Source organism: Streptomyces sp. NBC_01431, from assembly GCF_036231355.1.
GTDB lineage: Bacteria > Actinomycetota > Actinomycetes > Streptomycetales > Streptomycetaceae > Streptomyces.
In genome coordinates this window covers 2,896,820-2,911,246 of the sequence record NZ_CP109496.1, presented here as the reverse complement: position 1 = coordinate 2,911,246, position 14,427 = coordinate 2,896,820, and the positions used below count along the sequence as shown (strand labels likewise).

At 70.0% G+C, this 14,427-nt stretch carries 13 protein-coding genes; 9 read left to right on the top strand and 4 right to left on the bottom strand.

Translation table 11 applies throughout. The features are described from left to right. Positions 1-34 precede the first annotated feature (34 nt). Complete coding sequence (locus OG522_RS13220; protein ID WP_329463169.1) at positions 35-1,174, bottom strand: ThiF family adenylyltransferase; 1,140 nt, start codon at positions 1,172-1,174, stop codon at positions 35-37. A 225-nt stretch (positions 1,175-1,399) separates the two neighbouring features. On the opposite strand from OG522_RS13220, the gene OG522_RS13215 reads away from it, so the two are divergent. The 4 genes from OG522_RS13215 (at position 1,400) to OG522_RS13200 (ending at position 5,236) form a co-directional block, all read left to right on the top strand. Beyond that, positions 1,400-1,996: a M48 metallopeptidase family protein gene (locus OG522_RS13215; RefSeq protein ID WP_329463168.1), complete on the top strand. Its 597-nt coding sequence runs from the start codon at positions 1,400-1,402 to the stop codon at positions 1,994-1,996. 106 nt (positions 1,997-2,102) lie between these two features. Continuing rightward, a complete protein-coding gene (locus OG522_RS13210; protein ID WP_329463167.1) occupies positions 2,103-3,773 on the top strand; it encodes a TerD family protein in 1,671 nt (556 codons plus the stop codon). A 13-nt stretch (positions 3,774-3,786) separates the two neighbouring features. After that, complete coding sequence (locus tag OG522_RS13205) at positions 3,787-4,467, top strand: AIM24 family protein (protein ID WP_329463166.1); 681 nt, start codon at positions 3,787-3,789, stop codon at positions 4,465-4,467. A gap of 13 nt (positions 4,468-4,480) precedes the next feature. Then, on the top strand, positions 4,481-5,236 hold the full coding sequence (locus tag OG522_RS13200; RefSeq protein ID WP_329463165.1) for an AIM24 family protein: 756 nt from the start codon (positions 4,481-4,483) through the stop codon (positions 5,234-5,236). A 104-nt stretch (positions 5,237-5,340) separates the two neighbouring features. Here OG522_RS13200 and OG522_RS13195 read toward each other — a convergent pair whose 3' ends face one another. Both OG522_RS13195 and OG522_RS13190 read right to left on the bottom strand, forming a co-directional pair. After that, positions 5,341-5,862 carry an NUDIX hydrolase gene (locus tag OG522_RS13195; RefSeq protein ID WP_329463164.1) on the bottom strand — a complete coding sequence of 174 codons (522 nt, stop codon included), beginning with the start codon at positions 5,860-5,862 and terminating at the stop codon, positions 5,341-5,343. Further along, the gene (locus tag OG522_RS13190; RefSeq protein WP_329463163.1) at positions 5,859-7,313 is read right to left on the bottom strand and encodes a zinc-dependent metalloprotease; all 1,455 of its coding nucleotides are present in this window, start codon (positions 7,311-7,313) and stop codon (positions 5,859-5,861) included. Before OG522_RS13190 ends, OG522_RS13195 begins: the two co-directional genes overlap by 4 nt. A 189-nt stretch (positions 7,314-7,502) precedes the next feature. Between OG522_RS13190 and OG522_RS13185 the strand changes: the two genes are divergently transcribed. From OG522_RS13185 to OG522_RS13170, 4 genes are all read left to right on the top strand, one after another. Beyond that, a complete protein-coding gene (locus tag OG522_RS13185; RefSeq protein ID WP_329463162.1) occupies positions 7,503-8,609 on the top strand; it encodes an SDR family oxidoreductase in 1,107 nt (368 codons plus the stop codon). 78 nt (positions 8,610-8,687) lie between these two features. After that, a complete protein-coding gene (locus OG522_RS13180) occupies positions 8,688-9,149 on the top strand; it encodes a molybdenum cofactor biosynthesis protein MoaE (protein ID WP_329463161.1) in 462 nt (153 codons plus the stop codon). 282 nt (positions 9,150-9,431) lie between these two features. Beyond that, positions 9,432-9,602: a hypothetical protein gene (locus tag OG522_RS13175; RefSeq protein ID WP_329463160.1), complete on the top strand. Its 171-nt coding sequence runs from the start codon at positions 9,432-9,434 to the stop codon at positions 9,600-9,602. 109 nt (positions 9,603-9,711) lie between these two features. Further along, positions 9,712-10,800, top strand: coding sequence for a YlbL family protein (locus OG522_RS13170; protein WP_329463159.1), 1,089 nt, complete (start codon positions 9,712-9,714; stop codon positions 10,798-10,800). A 34-nt stretch (positions 10,801-10,834) separates the two neighbouring features. On the opposite strand, the gene OG522_RS13165 is transcribed toward OG522_RS13170, so the two are convergent. Further along, on the bottom strand, positions 10,835-11,380 hold the full coding sequence (locus OG522_RS13165; protein ID WP_329463158.1) for a PPA1309 family protein: 546 nt from the start codon (positions 11,378-11,380) through the stop codon (positions 10,835-10,837). 135 nt (positions 11,381-11,515) lie between these two features. Between OG522_RS13165 and OG522_RS13160 the strand changes: the two genes are divergently transcribed. Continuing rightward, complete coding sequence (locus OG522_RS13160; RefSeq protein WP_329467565.1) at positions 11,516-14,389, top strand: UPF0182 family membrane protein; 2,874 nt, start codon at positions 11,516-11,518, stop codon at positions 14,387-14,389. Positions 14,390-14,427: the final 38 nt, after the last annotated feature.

Genomic DNA, 14,427 nt, shown 5'->3' with positions numbered 1-14,427 from the left:
CTCCAAATCCCAGACAGCCGCGCCCTCTCAGGCGTTACCCGGCCATTGTGTCCTGTGGCCCGGACGCCCCGGAGACCTGCTCCCCCCGAGTGTTCCCCACCGCGCCGCAGAAGCAGTCGCGGTGTGGCCCGACCGGCTGGGACCGCCAGTCCAGCTGCGGCAGCGACGCCTCCCAGCGGCTGCCTACACTCGCGGGCAGATCGCCGTCGAGGAACGCCAGCGCATGCCCGGCCGCGAGCCCCGCCACCGCGGTCGCCAGCGCAAGGTCGCAGGCCGGCACGGCGGTGCGCTGCCGCCCCGAGCGCCACTGCGCCAGCAGCCGGGGCCAGCCCGGATCCCGCTCCGTGCGGGCGAGCGAGAGACAGCCCGCGCAGCCGGTCCCGCCCGGCAGCACCAGCGGCCCCACCACCCCCGTCGTCTCCACGACTCCCGTATAGAGATGGGGAATTCCGGCTCGGACCCAGTCCTCGGCGTCCGCCGTGTTCGGCGCGTACACATCGAGCCCCTCGCGCGGAGCCACGACGATCAGGGAGAAGGCGGGCGGGCCTGTGTCCGGGTCCCGTCCCTGGCGCGGTGGTCCGCCCGGCGCCGCCTGCCGCACCAGGTGGCGCGCCGCTGTCGAACGCCGCTCACCGACGGACCGCTCGGGCAGACCGCCCGGTGTCACGTCGCCCGGTCGCACGACGCCCCCGTCCAGCACGTCGACCTGACCCACCCCCGCTCCCGCGAGGAGGGCGGCGACGGTCGCGCCCACCCGGCCCGCGCCCCGCACCTGGACCCGCATCGCCCGGCGGGCCGCAAGCCGTCCGGCGGCGGCGCCCGGCTCCGGATGGATCAGCGAGAGGGAAGCAAGATCCGGCCGTAGTCGCTCCAGGGTGCCAGCCCGGTTCCGTAACGCATCGGCCGTGGCGCCGCCGGCCGTCGGATCGTCCACCACGCCGGCCGCCGCCAACCGCTTTACCAGTTCGTCCACTTGGCCGGGCCCCATGTTCAGGGCGCGCGCCCGCTCGTACAGGATCGGCAGACCCTGGGTGCCGTCGAGCAGCTCCAGGAAGTGGCCCGTCGCCGGATCCACCGGCGAGACCACCACCGCCTGCGCCGGAGTGATCCCGAACTGCACGGTCTGCCGGTCCCGCCAGGCTCGGCGCAGTGCCGGCTTGAGCATCGGATGCATGATCGAACCCCCGTCGTCGTGCTGACCCGCACCTCCCCGAGGCCCGCTCGATCGCGGGCCGTCGTGCGGCATGGGGCCAGAATGCACGGCGGTGCCGGACGGCGTGAAAAGTTGTCCACAGGCGATGGGTATTAGTCATTCGAATGCCGCACCCCAGCGGATGGATCATGGCTCAACCGTCCCGGAGGCGGGACTTCTCCCACTGACAGCGGGTAACGTCGGGGCGTGCCCGCCGACCCCCTGCAGAGTGCCGGAAGCCCGCAGCGCAGCCCGAACCGTCTGCCGCCACGCGGTCCGGCGACCAGTGCGGTCGAGGTCCGCCGCAGCGCCCGGCGCAGCAGAACGGTCTCGGCATACCGCGAGGGCGACCGCACGATCGTGCTGATCCCGGCCCGGATGTCGGAGGCCGAGGAGCAGCGCTGGGTCGGCGTGATGCTCGACAAGCTGGCGGCGCAGGAGAGCAAGCGCATGCTGGGCGACGCGGAACTCACCGAGCGCGCCGAGCGTTTGTCCGAGCAGTACTTCGAGGGCCGGGCCCGCCCCGCCTCGGTGCGCTGGGTGACCAACCAGAACACCCGCTGGGGTTCGTGCACTCCGGCCGAGGGCAGCATCCGCCTCTCGCACCGGTTGCAGGGCATGCCCGAATACGTCGTCGACTATGTGCTCGTCCACGAGCTGGCCCACCTCCTGGTGCCCGGTCACGGCCCCCGCTTCTGGCGCCTCCTCGACGCCTATCCGCGCACCGAGCGGGCCCGCGGATATCTGGAGGGCGTGGTGGCCGCCGAGCGCCTTCCGCATCTGCCCGCGGCGCGCGACGAGTAGGACTCGGCGGTTCTGTACCGAATGTGTACCGGCTTGGCCGATTGTCCGAGGCAGCCGTTAGCCTGGCGCGACGCAATCACCTCGGGATGGGGGACGGTCGGTACGCATGGCCAGGGAATTCCAGCGCGGCCACAAGGCCAAGGTCAGTGATCTCACCGCAGGGACGGATCTGTACGTAGGGGTGCAGATCGGTGGTCCCGGGCTGACCTTCGACATCAGTTGCTTCGGCCTCGACGCGAACGAGCAGCTGTCCGACGACCGTTACTTCGTCTTCTTCAACCAGCCGAAGTCGCCCGAGGAGTCGATCCAGCTCCTCGGCGCCCAGTCCGGTGACACCGAGTCGTTCCGCGTCACCCTGGACCGCGTTCCGGCGAACATCCACAAGCTCTCCTTCACCGCGACGCTCGACGGCGCCGGCCAGATGTCGCAGGTCGGCCCCGGATACATCCGGGTCGTCGCCGGCGGTGAGGAAGTGGTGCGGTACTCCTTCACCGGGGCGGAGTTCAGCACCGAACGCGCCGTCATGCTCGGCGACTTCTACCTGAAGGACGTCTGGCGCTTCGCCGCCGTCGGCCAGGGTTTCGACGGGGGACTCGAAGCGCTCCTCAAGAACTTCGGCGGCGAGGTCCTGGAGGAGGAACCCGCCCCGGCGCCGCCGCAGCAGTCACAGGGCGGCGCGGCCCCCGGATTCGCACCGCCGCCCCAGGCCACCGGCCCCGCCCCGCAGTTCGGGGCTCCCGCGCAGGCTCCACAGCCCGCACCCTCCTTCGGGACGCCGGTGCCCTCACCTGCCCCGGCCGCCCCGCAGCACTACGCGCCGCCGCCGCAGGGTTCGACACCGCCTCCGGCCCCCGCGCCCAGCCCGCAGATCCACGCCGCGCCCACCATCGCCGCGCCGATGCACCTGCCGCCCGGCACGATCCCGCCGCCGCCCGCCCCGGCGCCGTACGGAGCGCCGTACCAGCAGCCGCACGGGCAGCAGCCGCAGTTCGGCCAGCAGCCCGGCCATATTCCGGGCCAGGTCCCGCCGCCGGGCGCCCCCGCCCCGTACGGTCAGCCGGCGCCCTATGGCCAGCCCGCTCCCCATGGGCAGCCGCAGGCCATGCCCCAGGCCGGCGGCGGCCTTCAGGCCGCGATCCAGATGTACAAGGAGCTGCCCACCGGCCAGCGCTGGACCTCGCAGAACAAGCACCTGGTCCGGGTCGACCTCGGTGCGGGCGGCCAGCCGGTCCTCGCCCGCCAGGGCAGCATGGTCATGTATCAGGGCAAGGTCGACTTCGGCTACAAGGGAGCCGGTTTCGCCGGCCGGATCGTCGGCGGTGCGACCGGCCAGGAAATGCAGTTGATGCGCTGCACCGGCCGCGGCCAGGTCTTCCTCGCCGAGAACAGCGCCTATCTGCACCCCATCGAGCTCCAGGGCGACGGCATCTGCGTCTCCGCCGAGAATGTCCTGGCCTTCGACGAGTCCCTCCAGTACGAGGTCCGCCGCATCGAAGGCCACGGCATTCCCGGCGGTGCCCTGTTCACCATGCTGTTCCAGGGCACCGGCACCGTCGTCGCGATGACCCACGGCACGCCGGTGGTGCTGCCGGTCACCCCGACCACGTTCGCCGACAGCGACGCGGTCGTCGCCTGGTCCGCCGCGTCCCAGGTGATCATTTCCAGCCAGGTCAGGATGCGCCGCAACGCCTATCCGGGAGACAGCGGCGAGTCCGTCAACCTCCAGTTCCGGGGCGCCCCCGGCAACTTCATCGTCGTCCAGCCGTACGAGGTCTGAGGGAGCCCGAAGAATGAACCAGCAACTCGCGGGCTATGCCCCCACCCCCGTCGCCGCCCGGATGGAGAACCACGGCAGCGCCATGCTCAAGGTGGCCATGGCCACCGGCCAGGACCTGTTCGCGCGGGTCGGCTCGATGGTCGCCTACGAGGGCTTCATCCAGTACGAGCCCAACCCGCCCGCCATGCGGCAGATGGCCCGGGACTGGATCACCGGCGAGGGCGCCCCGTTGATGAAGTGCACCGGCGACGGACTGCTCTACCTCGCCGACTACGGGGCCAACGTCGTGATCGTCAACCTCAACAATGACGCTCTCTCCGTCAACGGCACCAATGTGCTCGCCTTCGACGCGAGCCTCCAGTGGGGAGTCGAACGGGTCAAGGGGCTCGCCAAGTTCGCCGGCCAGGGCCTGTTCAACGTGAGGATCTCCGGCACCGGCTGGGTCGCGCTGACCTCGCGCGGAACCCCGGTCGTCGTCGACTGCGGCAGCGGCGAGGACGAGACGTACGTCGACCCGGACGCCCTTGTCGCCTGGTCCCCGAACCTGAAGGTGAAGGGCAAGCGCAGCTTCAAGGCGTCCTCGCTGATCGGCCGGGGCAGCGGAGAGGCGTACCAGATGGCCTTCTCGGGCCAGGGCATCGTCGTCGTACAGCCGAGTGAGGACAGCACGGACCGCCTGCGGGCCCGGGGCTAGGGGGAGAGACACCATGCAGAGCCCGCTTTTCAGCTACACCGAGCAGCAGTCCCAGGAGCGGTACACCGCACAGAACGCGCAACTGCTGCGAGCCGTGCTCACCGGCCACGACGACATCCTCGCCCGCAAGGGCTCGATGGTCGCCTACCAGGGGCTGATGGAGTTCGACGGCGAGTACCAGTCGCAGGGTCAGCAGCGCGCCCGCGCCCACACCGGTGAGGGTCTGGACCTGATGCGCGTCTCCGGACAGGGCACGGTCTACCTCGCCAACCTGGCCCAGCACGTCCACATCGTGGACGTCGACCGGGACGGCCTGACGGTCGACAGCGGCTACGTCCTGGCCATGGACTCATCGCTGCACTACGAAGTCGTCGCCGTGGACAGCCAGTACGGGATCTCCGGCACCGGCAAGTACCAGCTCAACATCACCGGCACCGGCAAGGTCGTCCTGATGACCTCGGGCCAGCCGCTGATGCTTCAGGTCACACCGGACAAATACGTGAACGCGGACGCGGACGCGATCGTCGCCTGGTCGACCTCGCTCCGGGTGCAGATGCAGGCGCAGACGCACTCCACGGGCGTGTGGCGGCGCCGCGGCAACACGGGCGAGGGCTGGGAACTGAGCTTCCTGGGGCAGGGTTTCGCCCTCGTGCAGCCGAGCGAGGTGCTGCCGCCGCAGAACGTGATGATCGGCCAGGGGCTGCGGGCCCAGTACGGGATGGGCCAGCAGGGCGCCCACGCGCAGAACCAGGGCAACGCCTGGAGCTAGCCTCCAGGGGCATGCGTAAGGGGCGCTCGCAATGGCGAACGCCCCTTACGCACAAGGCAGTTGGGGCCGAACCCGCAAGGCGTTGCCCCGGTCTCACCCGGCGGTCACAACCGGGCGCGAGCCGCCTCCACCAGGCGTACGACCGACTCGTCGGCCACCTTCGCGACCTCGTCGTAGTCGAACCAGCGCAGGTCCAGGGACTCGTCGCTGATCGCCTCGACGGCGCCGGCCGGGGCCAGCGCCGCGTACTGGACGTCCAGGTGCCAGTGGCAGGGCGGCGGAATGGCATGCCGGTCGAGCCGTACGGGACCGCCCGCGAGCAGCGTGAGACCGGCGATGCCCGACTCCTCCCGGGCCTCGCGCAGGGCCGCGACCGTCAGCGAGGTGTCCTCCAGCTCGCAGTGGCCACCCATCTGGAGCCACATGTTCAGCTTCTTGTGCAGGGTCAGCAGCACCCGGCCCCGCTCCCGGTCCACGACCAGCGCGCTCGCCGTGAGGTGACCGGCCTCGCAGGCTTTCCACATCCCGTCCGGGTGGGCCGAGAGATGGTCCAGATAGGTCTGGCGCAGCTCGGGCTGAGCCTCGTACGCCTTCAGTACGAGGACCGCGTCCTCATGCAGACTCACTTGCCCGAATCGCCCTTGTCGTCGCTGTCGGTGCTCTCGTCCGTCGAGCCCGCCTCGCCCGGCTTGTCCTTCTTCAGCGACGGGCCGCTCTGCTCGGCGGCCTCGCCCAGCATCTTGTCCAGCTCGGAGAAGTCGAGGTGCTCGCGGTGCACGAAGCCGTCCGGGTCGTCCAGGTCGGAGGCGGTCGGCAGCATGTCCGGGTGCTCCCACAGGTCGTCCCGGCCGTCCACCCCGCGCGCGTCGGTGAGCGAGGCCCACAGGCGCGAGGCGTCGCGCAGTCGGCGCGGCCGCAGCTCCAGACCGATCAGTGTGGCGAAGGTCTGCTCCGCCGGACCGCCGGTCGCCCGGCGCCTGCGCAGCATCTCGCGCAGCGCGTCCGCCGAGGTCAGCCGGGGCTTGGCGGCCTCGTGGACCACCGCGTCCACCCAGCCCTCGACCAGCGCGAGCGCAGTCTCCAGGCGGGCCAGCGCGGCCTTCTGCTCAGGGGTGTCCTCCGGCTGGAACATGCCCTGCTGGAGCGCCTCCTGCAACTGCTCGGGGTTCGACACGTCCAGCTGGCCGACGGCGTCCTCCAGCTTGGCCGTGTCGACGGTGATGCCGCGCGCATAGCCCTCGACCGCACCGAACAGATGCGAGCGCAGCCACGGCACATGGGCGAAGAGCCGCTGGTGGGCGGCCTCGCGCAGCGCCAGGTAGAGGCGGATCTCGTCCTTGGGGACGCCCAGGTCCTTGCCGAACGCCTCGATGTTCAGCGGAAGGAGCGCGGCCTTGCCCGCCGGGCCGAGCGGCAGCCCGATGTCCGTCGAGCCGACGACCTCGCCCGCGAGCACGCCCACGGCCTGCCCGATCTGCTGGCCGAACATGGCGCCGCCCATGGATCGCATCATGCCGATCAGCGGGCCCGCCATGGCCTGCATCTCCTCGGGCAGGACGCCGCCCATGGCCGCGCCGACGCGCTCGGCGACCGGGTCGACCAGTTCCTTCCAGGCGGGCTGGGTGGCTTCGACCCACTCCGCGCGGCTCCACGCCACGGCGGTGGTGGAGCCCGACGGCAGCGACGTCGCGTCGTCGAGCCACAGGTCGGCCAGGCGCACGGCCTCCTCGACGGCGGCGCGCTCGGCGGGGCCGACGCTCTCGTCCTTGGTGCCGTCGGCGGTGCCCTGCGCGACCGTCTGGCGGGCGATCTGCTTGGCCATGTCCCAGTTCACGGGACCGCCCTCGTAGCTGAGCATCTGACCGAGCTGCTGGAAGGCGGCGCCCAGGTCGTTCGGGTTCATCGAACCGAACATCGCGGCGAACGGGTTGTCCCCGCCACCGGCGCCCGGGAACCCGAAGGGGTTACCGCCCTGGCCGCCGGCACCCTGGCCACCTCCGGCAGGGTCCTTCTTCTTGCCGTCGCCGTTCTCCGGCTCCTCCGGCGGAAGGCCGAATCCGAATGGGGTGTCACTCACGGGTTTCCTCGGCTCGTTAGGCCGCCGGCTCCTGCCGACGGCGGCTGCCCGACAACACCACCAGCGTAGACATCCGAACCGGAAAAGGGCTCGGTGCTCCGCCGCCTCGCGGCCTGCGGCAGGATGGACGCCACCTGGTACGCACGCGTCATTAACGTACGTACTGAAGACAACCGCTGGAGACGCCCGGTGAGTTCCCCAGATCCGCAGGTTCGCGCAGCGCGAAACCTCTCAACCTCAACATCGCGCGGTCCCGTCGTCGCCGTGACCGGTGCCGCGTCCGGGATCGGCGCCCTGCTGACCGCGCGGCTCGCCGCGTCCGACGAGGTCAAGCAGGTCATCGCCATCGACGAGCGCCGTGGCGAGGTCTCCGAGGCGACCTGGCACATCCTGGACGTACGCGACCCGGCGATCGCCGAGAAGCTGCGGGGCGCGGACGTCGTCGTGCACTTGGCGCTCGACCTCGACCTGGAGACCGATTCCGCGGCCCGCACGGCGTACAACGTGCGCGGCACCCAGACGGTGCTGACCGCCGCGGCCGCCGCGGGCGTCCACCGGGTGGTTCTCTGCACCTCGGCGATGGTCTACGGGGCGCTGCCCGACAACGACATCCCGCTCTCCGAGGACGCCGAGCTGCGGGCCACCGCCGAGGCGACCGGCGTCGGCGACCTGCTGGAGATCGAGCGGCTGGGGCGGCGCGCGCCCCGCGCCCACCCCGGTCTGAACGTCACGGTGGTAAGGCCCGCCGTCTTGGTGGGCGGTACTGACACCGCGCTGACCCGGTACTTCGAGTCCCCGCGCCTCCTGGTGGTTGCCGGATCCCGTCCGACCTGGCAGTTCTGCCACGTCGAGGACTTGTGCAGCGCCCTGGAGTACGCGGCCCTGGAGAAGGTCGAGGGCGAGTTCGCGGTCGGCTGCGACGGATGGCTCGAACAGGAGGAGGTGGAGGAGTTCAGCGGCATCCGCCGCATGGAGCTGCCCTCCGCGGTGGCCCTGGGCGCCGCGGCCCGGCTGCACCGGATCGGCCTCACACCGTCTCCCGCGGGGGACCTCGCCTACACGATGCACCCGTGGGTGGTCAGTGTCGGGCGGCTGCACGACGCGGGCTGGCGGCCGCGCTGGACCAACGAGGAAGTGCTCGCCGAACTCCTCGAAGAGGCCGCGGGCCGGCACACCGTCGCGGGCCGTCGGCTCGGCCGCAAGGACGCCACCGCCGCCGGGGCCGCGGGCGCGACCGTCGCGCTGCTCGGTGCCGCCGCAGTGGTGCGCAGGGCCCGCAAGCGGCGGGGGCTGTAGGACCGTCCTACGGAGGGTCGTGGCACCCCGTCGGAAGAGCCATTTCGGGATGTCGGTGCCGTGCGGCACGATGGAACCATGGCACGCACGTACCCCGAGCACCCCGGCGAGCAGCCGGCGCAGGACCCCATCCGGCTCCTGGCGATCCGTGACACCCCGCTCTCCGTGGACGAGGTCTTCGCCGCCGCGGGGGACTCCGCGGCGGGCGGCACCACGCTCTTCGTCGGCACCGTGCGCAATCACGACGGCGGTTCGGACGTCGACAGGCTGGGGTACTCCTGCCACCCCTCCGCGGAGGCGGAGATGCGCCGGATCGCCGAGAAGGTCATCGCCGAGTACCCGGTCCGCGCGCTGGCCGCCGTCCACCGTGTGGGGGAACTGGAGGTCGGCGATATCGCGGTCGTCGTGGCGGTGTCCTGCCCGCACCGCGGGGAGGCCTTCGAGGCCTGCCGCAAGCTCATCGACGCCCTCAAGCACGAGGTCCCCATCTGGAAGCACCAGCACTTCTCGGACGGGACAGAAGAATGGGTCGGCGCGTAGCGCCGTCACCTGGGGGTGGTGGTCGGGCGACGGGAGGGCGGGTCGGCGCGTAGCGCCGTCACCTGGGGGTGGTGGTCGGGCGACGGGAGGGCGGGTCGGCGCGTAGCGCCGTCACCTGGGGGTCCACGCTGCCCCGCTGGGCCGCCCGGTGGATCTGAAACCCCGTCGGACGGCATGCGCCCCGATTTGCGTAACCGCCCCCCTGGCGTGAGCGTTGAACTCGCAGATGACTAATCTGCTGATCTGTCAGTTGCGGTCGCTCATTGGGGACGGGAGGTCGGAATGGCTGCACTCGCTTGGCTGCTGATTCCGCTTTTCGCTGCTGTCGGCGCGGCGATATGGGCGAGCTGGGCCGCCCGTAATCGTACGTCCGGCGATGTAGCTGAACTCACCGGATACAGCCGGTTCCGTGAAGCGATGGAGAAATCCCATTCCGGATCCGACGCCGTCTGAGCGTTCCTGACCGGCGCCGAGCGCCTCAGGTACGTGCGCGGTCGCCAACGGGCCCCGTACGGACCGGCCCCAGGGGTGGGCGCACAGACCGGTCCCGTACTGTCGTTCCATGCCACGCCGCACCGCGACGATGCTCGCCTCCACCCTCGTCCTGATCGCGCTGCTCTGCGCCGGGGTGCTCATCACAGTGCCGTACGCCGAGATGTCTCCCGGGCCCACCGTGAACACGCTCGGCGACTCCGGTGGCGAGCCGGTGCTGCAGATCTCCGGCCACAAGACGTACCCGACGACCGGGCACCTCAACATGACGACGGTCCGGGTCACTGGTGCGGACTACCGGATGAACCTGGTCGAGGCCGTGTACGGCTGGCTGGCACACGACAGCGTCGTCGTTCCGCACGACACGCTCTACCCGGACGGCAAGACCGACGAGCAGTCCAACCAGGAGAACGCCGAGGAGTTCAGCCAGTCCCAGGAGAGCGCGAAGGTCGCGGCCCTGAACGAGCTGGCCATCCCGGTGAAGAGCTGGGTCATCGTCTCCTCGGTCGTCAAGGGCAGCCCTGCCGAGGGCAAGTTGCACGCCGGTGACGCGATCAAGGCCGTCGACGGCACCACGGTCACCAAGCCCGCCGATGTCGCGGCCCTGGTCACCAAGCACAAGCCCGGCCAGAACGTGGTCTTCACGGTCGTCCCGGCCAAGCAGGCGGAGGTCGCCAAGAAGGCGGGCACGGCGCCCGAGGGCGGCGAGAAGCTCACCATCACCACGGAGAAGGCCACTGACGGCGACCGGGCGATCGTCGGCATCCAGGCCGGGACCGACCACGCCTTCCCGTTCTCCGTCGACATCAAGCTGGCGGACGTCGGCGGCCCCAGCGCCGGCCTGATGTTCTCCCTCGGCATCGTCGACAAGCTGACCCCCCAGGATCTGACCGGCGGGAAGTTCGTCGCCGGCACCGGCACCATCGACGACTCCGGCAAGGTCGGCCCGATCGGCGGTATCGAGATGAAGCTGATCGGCGCTCGCCAGGCGGGGGCCCGCTATTTCCTGACGCCGAACGACAACTGTGCGGCCGCCGCGGCGGACATTCCGTCGGGCCTCACCCTGGTGAAGGTCGACACCATCCACGACGCCCGGCAGTCCCTGGACAAGATCCGCACGGGGGACACGGCCGGACTGCCGAACTGCTCGGCCAAGTGAGGCCGCCGACGCCGGCCGCGTCCCCGCGCCGCCGTTAGGCGAAGGTCGCGGCCAGTGCCTCGGCGAGGCCCGGGACCAGGTCGGGGCCGGTCAGGACCTCTGTCGGGGAATCCTTCTCGCGCAGCCGGATCGCCGACTCGCGGGCTCCGCCGCGCAGCACCGCCACCGTCATCCGGACCTCCTGGCGGTCGGGATGGGCGGCCACCCACTTGGCGAGCTCCTTGTCGCCGAGGCCTTCGGGCACGGAGGTCTCGGCGGACGGCGGCAGCATCATGCGCTCCACCGTGAGCGCGCAGCCAGCCACCGAGTCGGGCCACGCGATGGTGCCGAGGAACTTGTCCAGCGGCTTGTTGCGCGGGATCTCCTCCTGCTCGATCGGGGTCAGCCCGGAGACCTGGGCGTCGTCGGCAGGGGAGACCAGACCGGGCGCCTGGGCACGGAGCTTCGCGGTGTCGACGAGCGCGAAAAGGCGGGCCGGCTTGTCCCAGCCGAGGCCGGATGCGTACTCGTCGATTTCGAGCACCGCGCGGGTGAGCGGGCTGGCGGCCATCGGGGGACCGGAGGGGGAAACGTTGGACATGGACAACATCCTGCCCTCTTTCACCCCCCGATCGGGAACTGAGTAAAGCCTCAGTAAGTTGCATGAGTGGGCTCTACGATCGCGGGGCCCGCCCATACGACAGCGAACTTCGAGGTGCGCACCTTGGCTTTCCAGATGCCGGACCGCGGCTCAGGCCCGTCCGGGCCACGGATCAGAGTCGGCCGGCCGTCCCGCCGGGTCCGGACCCTGCTGATGACACTGGGCATTCTGGCCGTGCTCGCCATGGCCTTCGCCATGTTCGCCGGGTTCTGGACCGACTGGCTCTGGTATCGCTCGGTCCATTATTCGTCGGTCTTCACCACTCAGCTGTGGACCAAGATCGGGTTGTTCTGCGTCTTCGGACTGCTGATGGCCTTCGCCGTCGGCCTGAACATCTGGCTGGCGCACCGCTTGCGGCCGCCGCTCAGCGCGATGTCCCTGGAGCAGCAGAGCCTGGACCGCTACCGGATGGGCATCGCGCCGTACAAGAAGTGGATGCTGCTCGGGATCACCGCGCTCGTCGGGCTCATCGCCGGCGCCTCCGCCTCCGGTCAGTGGCGCACCTGGCTGATGTGGGTCAACGGAGTGCCGTTCGGTCAGAAGGACCCCCAGTTCAAGCTGGACGTGTCCTTCTACGCCTTCGACCTGCCGTGGTACCGCTTCATGCTCGGCTTCGGTTTCGCCGCGGCCGTCCTTTCGCTCATCGCCGCCGCCCTCACGCACTACCTGTACGGCGGTCTGCGCGTCACCAGCCCCGGCGCGCGCGCCACCGGCGCCGCCACCGGTCACCTCTCGGTGCTGCTCGGCGTGTTCGTGCTGCTGAAGGCCGTGGCGTACTGGCTGGACCGGTACGGCCTCGCGGTGAAGTCCAGCGACTTCAAGGCGACCAACAACTGGACGGGCCTGCGGTACGTCGACGCCAACGCCTATCTGCCGGCGAAGACGATCCTGTTCTGCATCGCGGTCATCTGTGCCGTGCTGTTCTTCGCGACCCTGTGGCGCCGCACCTGGCAGCTGCCCGTCATCGGCTTCGGCCTGATGGTGCTCTCGGCGATCCTGATCGGCGGGCTCTACCCGGCGATCGTGCAGAAGTTCCAGGTCCAGCCGAACGAGCAGGCCAAGGAAGCGCCGTACATCCAGAAGAACATCGATGCCACCCGCAAGGCCTACGGCATCGACACCGCGGATGTGACGGACTACAAGGGCACCACCGACGCCAAGGACAACCCGAAGCTGCGCTCGGCGGCCGACACGGCGGCCAGCTACCGGCTCATCGACCCCAACGTCGTCTCGCCCGCCTTCCAGCAGCTCCAGCAGGAGCGCAAGTACTACCAGTTCCCCTCGACGCTGGATGTGGACCGCTACACGGGCAGCGACGGCAAGGAGCAGGACACCGTCATCGGGCTGCGCGAGCTCAACCTCAAGGGCATCGACAAGCGCAACTGGATCAACGACCACTTCACCTACACCCACGGCTTCGGCGCGATCGCGGCCAAGGGCACCAGCGTGGACGTCAACGGAGCGCCCGACTTCACCGAGTCCGGGCTGCCCACCACCGGCCAGCTCGCCTCCGGCTACGAGCAGCGCATCTACTACGGCGAGAAGACCGATCAGTACTCGATCGTCGGCGGGCCCCAGAAGGAGCTCGACTACGAGAGCGAGGGCAAGGGCCAGGAGACGACGAGCTTCGCCGGCAAGGGCGGGGTCAGCCTCTCCAACCCCTTCAACCGCGCCGCGTACGCCGTCACGTTGAGCGAGCCGCAGATCCTCTACTCGGGGGCCATCGGCAAGGGCTCGAAGATCCTCTACAACCGCACCCCGAAGGAGCGCGTCGAGGCGGTCGCGCCCTGGCTGACCATCGACGGCGACGCCTACCCGGCGGTCGTGGGCAAGCACATCCAGTGGGTGGTCGACGCGTATACGACGACCAACGGCTACCCCTACGCCTCGCGCACCACGCTCGGTGAGACCACCACCGACTCGCTGACCGACAACCAGCGCGCGGTGATGGCGCAGCAGAACCAGGTCAACTACATCCGCAACTCGGTGAAGGCGACCGTCGACGCGTACGACGGCACAGTCACGCTGTACCAGTGGGACGACAAGGACCCGGTCCTCAAGACCTGGATGAAGGCGTTCCCCGGCACCGTGAAGGCCAAGTCCGCGATCCCCGCGGATCTGCTGGCCCACCTGCGGTACCCGCAGGACATGTTCAAGGTCCAGCGCGAGCTGCTGACCCGCTACCACGTCACCAACCCCGCGCAGTTCTACAGCGGCAGTGACGCCTGGCAGGTTCCGGACGACCCGACCAACAAGGACAACAGCGCGGTCCCGCCGTACTACCTGTCCATGAAGATGCCGGGTGCCGAGGCCGAGGGGAAGAAGTTCTCGCTCACGACGACGTTCACGCCCAACGGCCGGCCCAACCTGGGCGGGTTCATGGCGATCGACGCCGACGCCGCGAGCAAGGACTACGGCAAGATCAGACTGCTCAGGGTCACCGACAACGTGCAGGGCCCGCAGCAGGTGCAGAGCAAGCTGAACGGTCTGCCCGAAGTAGCCGAGTTCGTAAGGAACTTGAGAGGCACCGACTCCGAGATCGACTACGGCAATCTGCTCACCGTGCCGCTCGGCGGAGGCTTCCTCTACATCGAGCCGGTGTACGCACGCGGTGGCAGCGCCAACTACCCGCTCCTGAAGAAGGTCGGCGTCTCCTACGGCGACAAGACCGTCTTCAAGGACAATCTGGCGGACGCGCTCAGCGCGGTCTTCGGCGCGGACGGGGCGACACCACCGCCCACGACCCCACCACCGACCACCACACCCCCGGCCACCGGGAACGCCACCGTGGACCAGGCGATCAAGAACGCCCAGAAGGCCTACGACGACGGCCAGAAGGCGCTCGGATCGGGTGACTGGAAGGCGTACGGCGATGCCCAGAAGGCGCTCCAGGACGCCCTGAAGCAGGCCGCCGACGCGGAGGCGAAGGCGACCAAACCCCAGAGCTGACCTGGTCAGAGGGCCACCCCGCGCCGTGGTAGCGTTGT

Bases quoted from the DNA above. Each gene is read 5' to 3' on its own strand.
- OG522_RS13220 (WP_329463169.1), bottom strand. From the start codon at position 1,174: ATGCATCCGATGCTCAAGCCGGCACTGCGCCGAGCCTGGCGGGACCGG.
- OG522_RS13210 (WP_329463167.1), top strand. From the start codon at position 2,103: ATGGCCAGGGAATTCCAGCGCGGCCACAAGGCCAAGGTCAGTGATCTC.
- OG522_RS13205 (WP_329463166.1), top strand. From the start codon at position 3,787: ATGAACCAGCAACTCGCGGGCTATGCCCCCACCCCCGTCGCCGCCCGG.
- OG522_RS13200 (WP_329463165.1), top strand. From the start codon at position 4,481: ATGCAGAGCCCGCTTTTCAGCTACACCGAGCAGCAGTCCCAGGAGCGG.
- OG522_RS13180 (WP_329463161.1), top strand. From the start codon at position 8,688: ATGGCACGCACGTACCCCGAGCACCCCGGCGAGCAGCCGGCGCAGGAC.
- OG522_RS13175 (WP_329463160.1), top strand. From the start codon at position 9,432: ATGGCTGCACTCGCTTGGCTGCTGATTCCGCTTTTCGCTGCTGTCGGC.
- OG522_RS13170 (WP_329463159.1), top strand. From the start codon at position 9,712: ATGCCACGCCGCACCGCGACGATGCTCGCCTCCACCCTCGTCCTGATC.
- OG522_RS13165 (WP_329463158.1), bottom strand. From the start codon at position 11,380: ATGTCCAACGTTTCCCCCTCCGGTCCCCCGATGGCCGCCAGCCCGCTC.
- OG522_RS13160 (WP_329467565.1), top strand. From the start codon at position 11,516: ATGCCGGACCGCGGCTCAGGCCCGTCCGGGCCACGGATCAGAGTCGGC.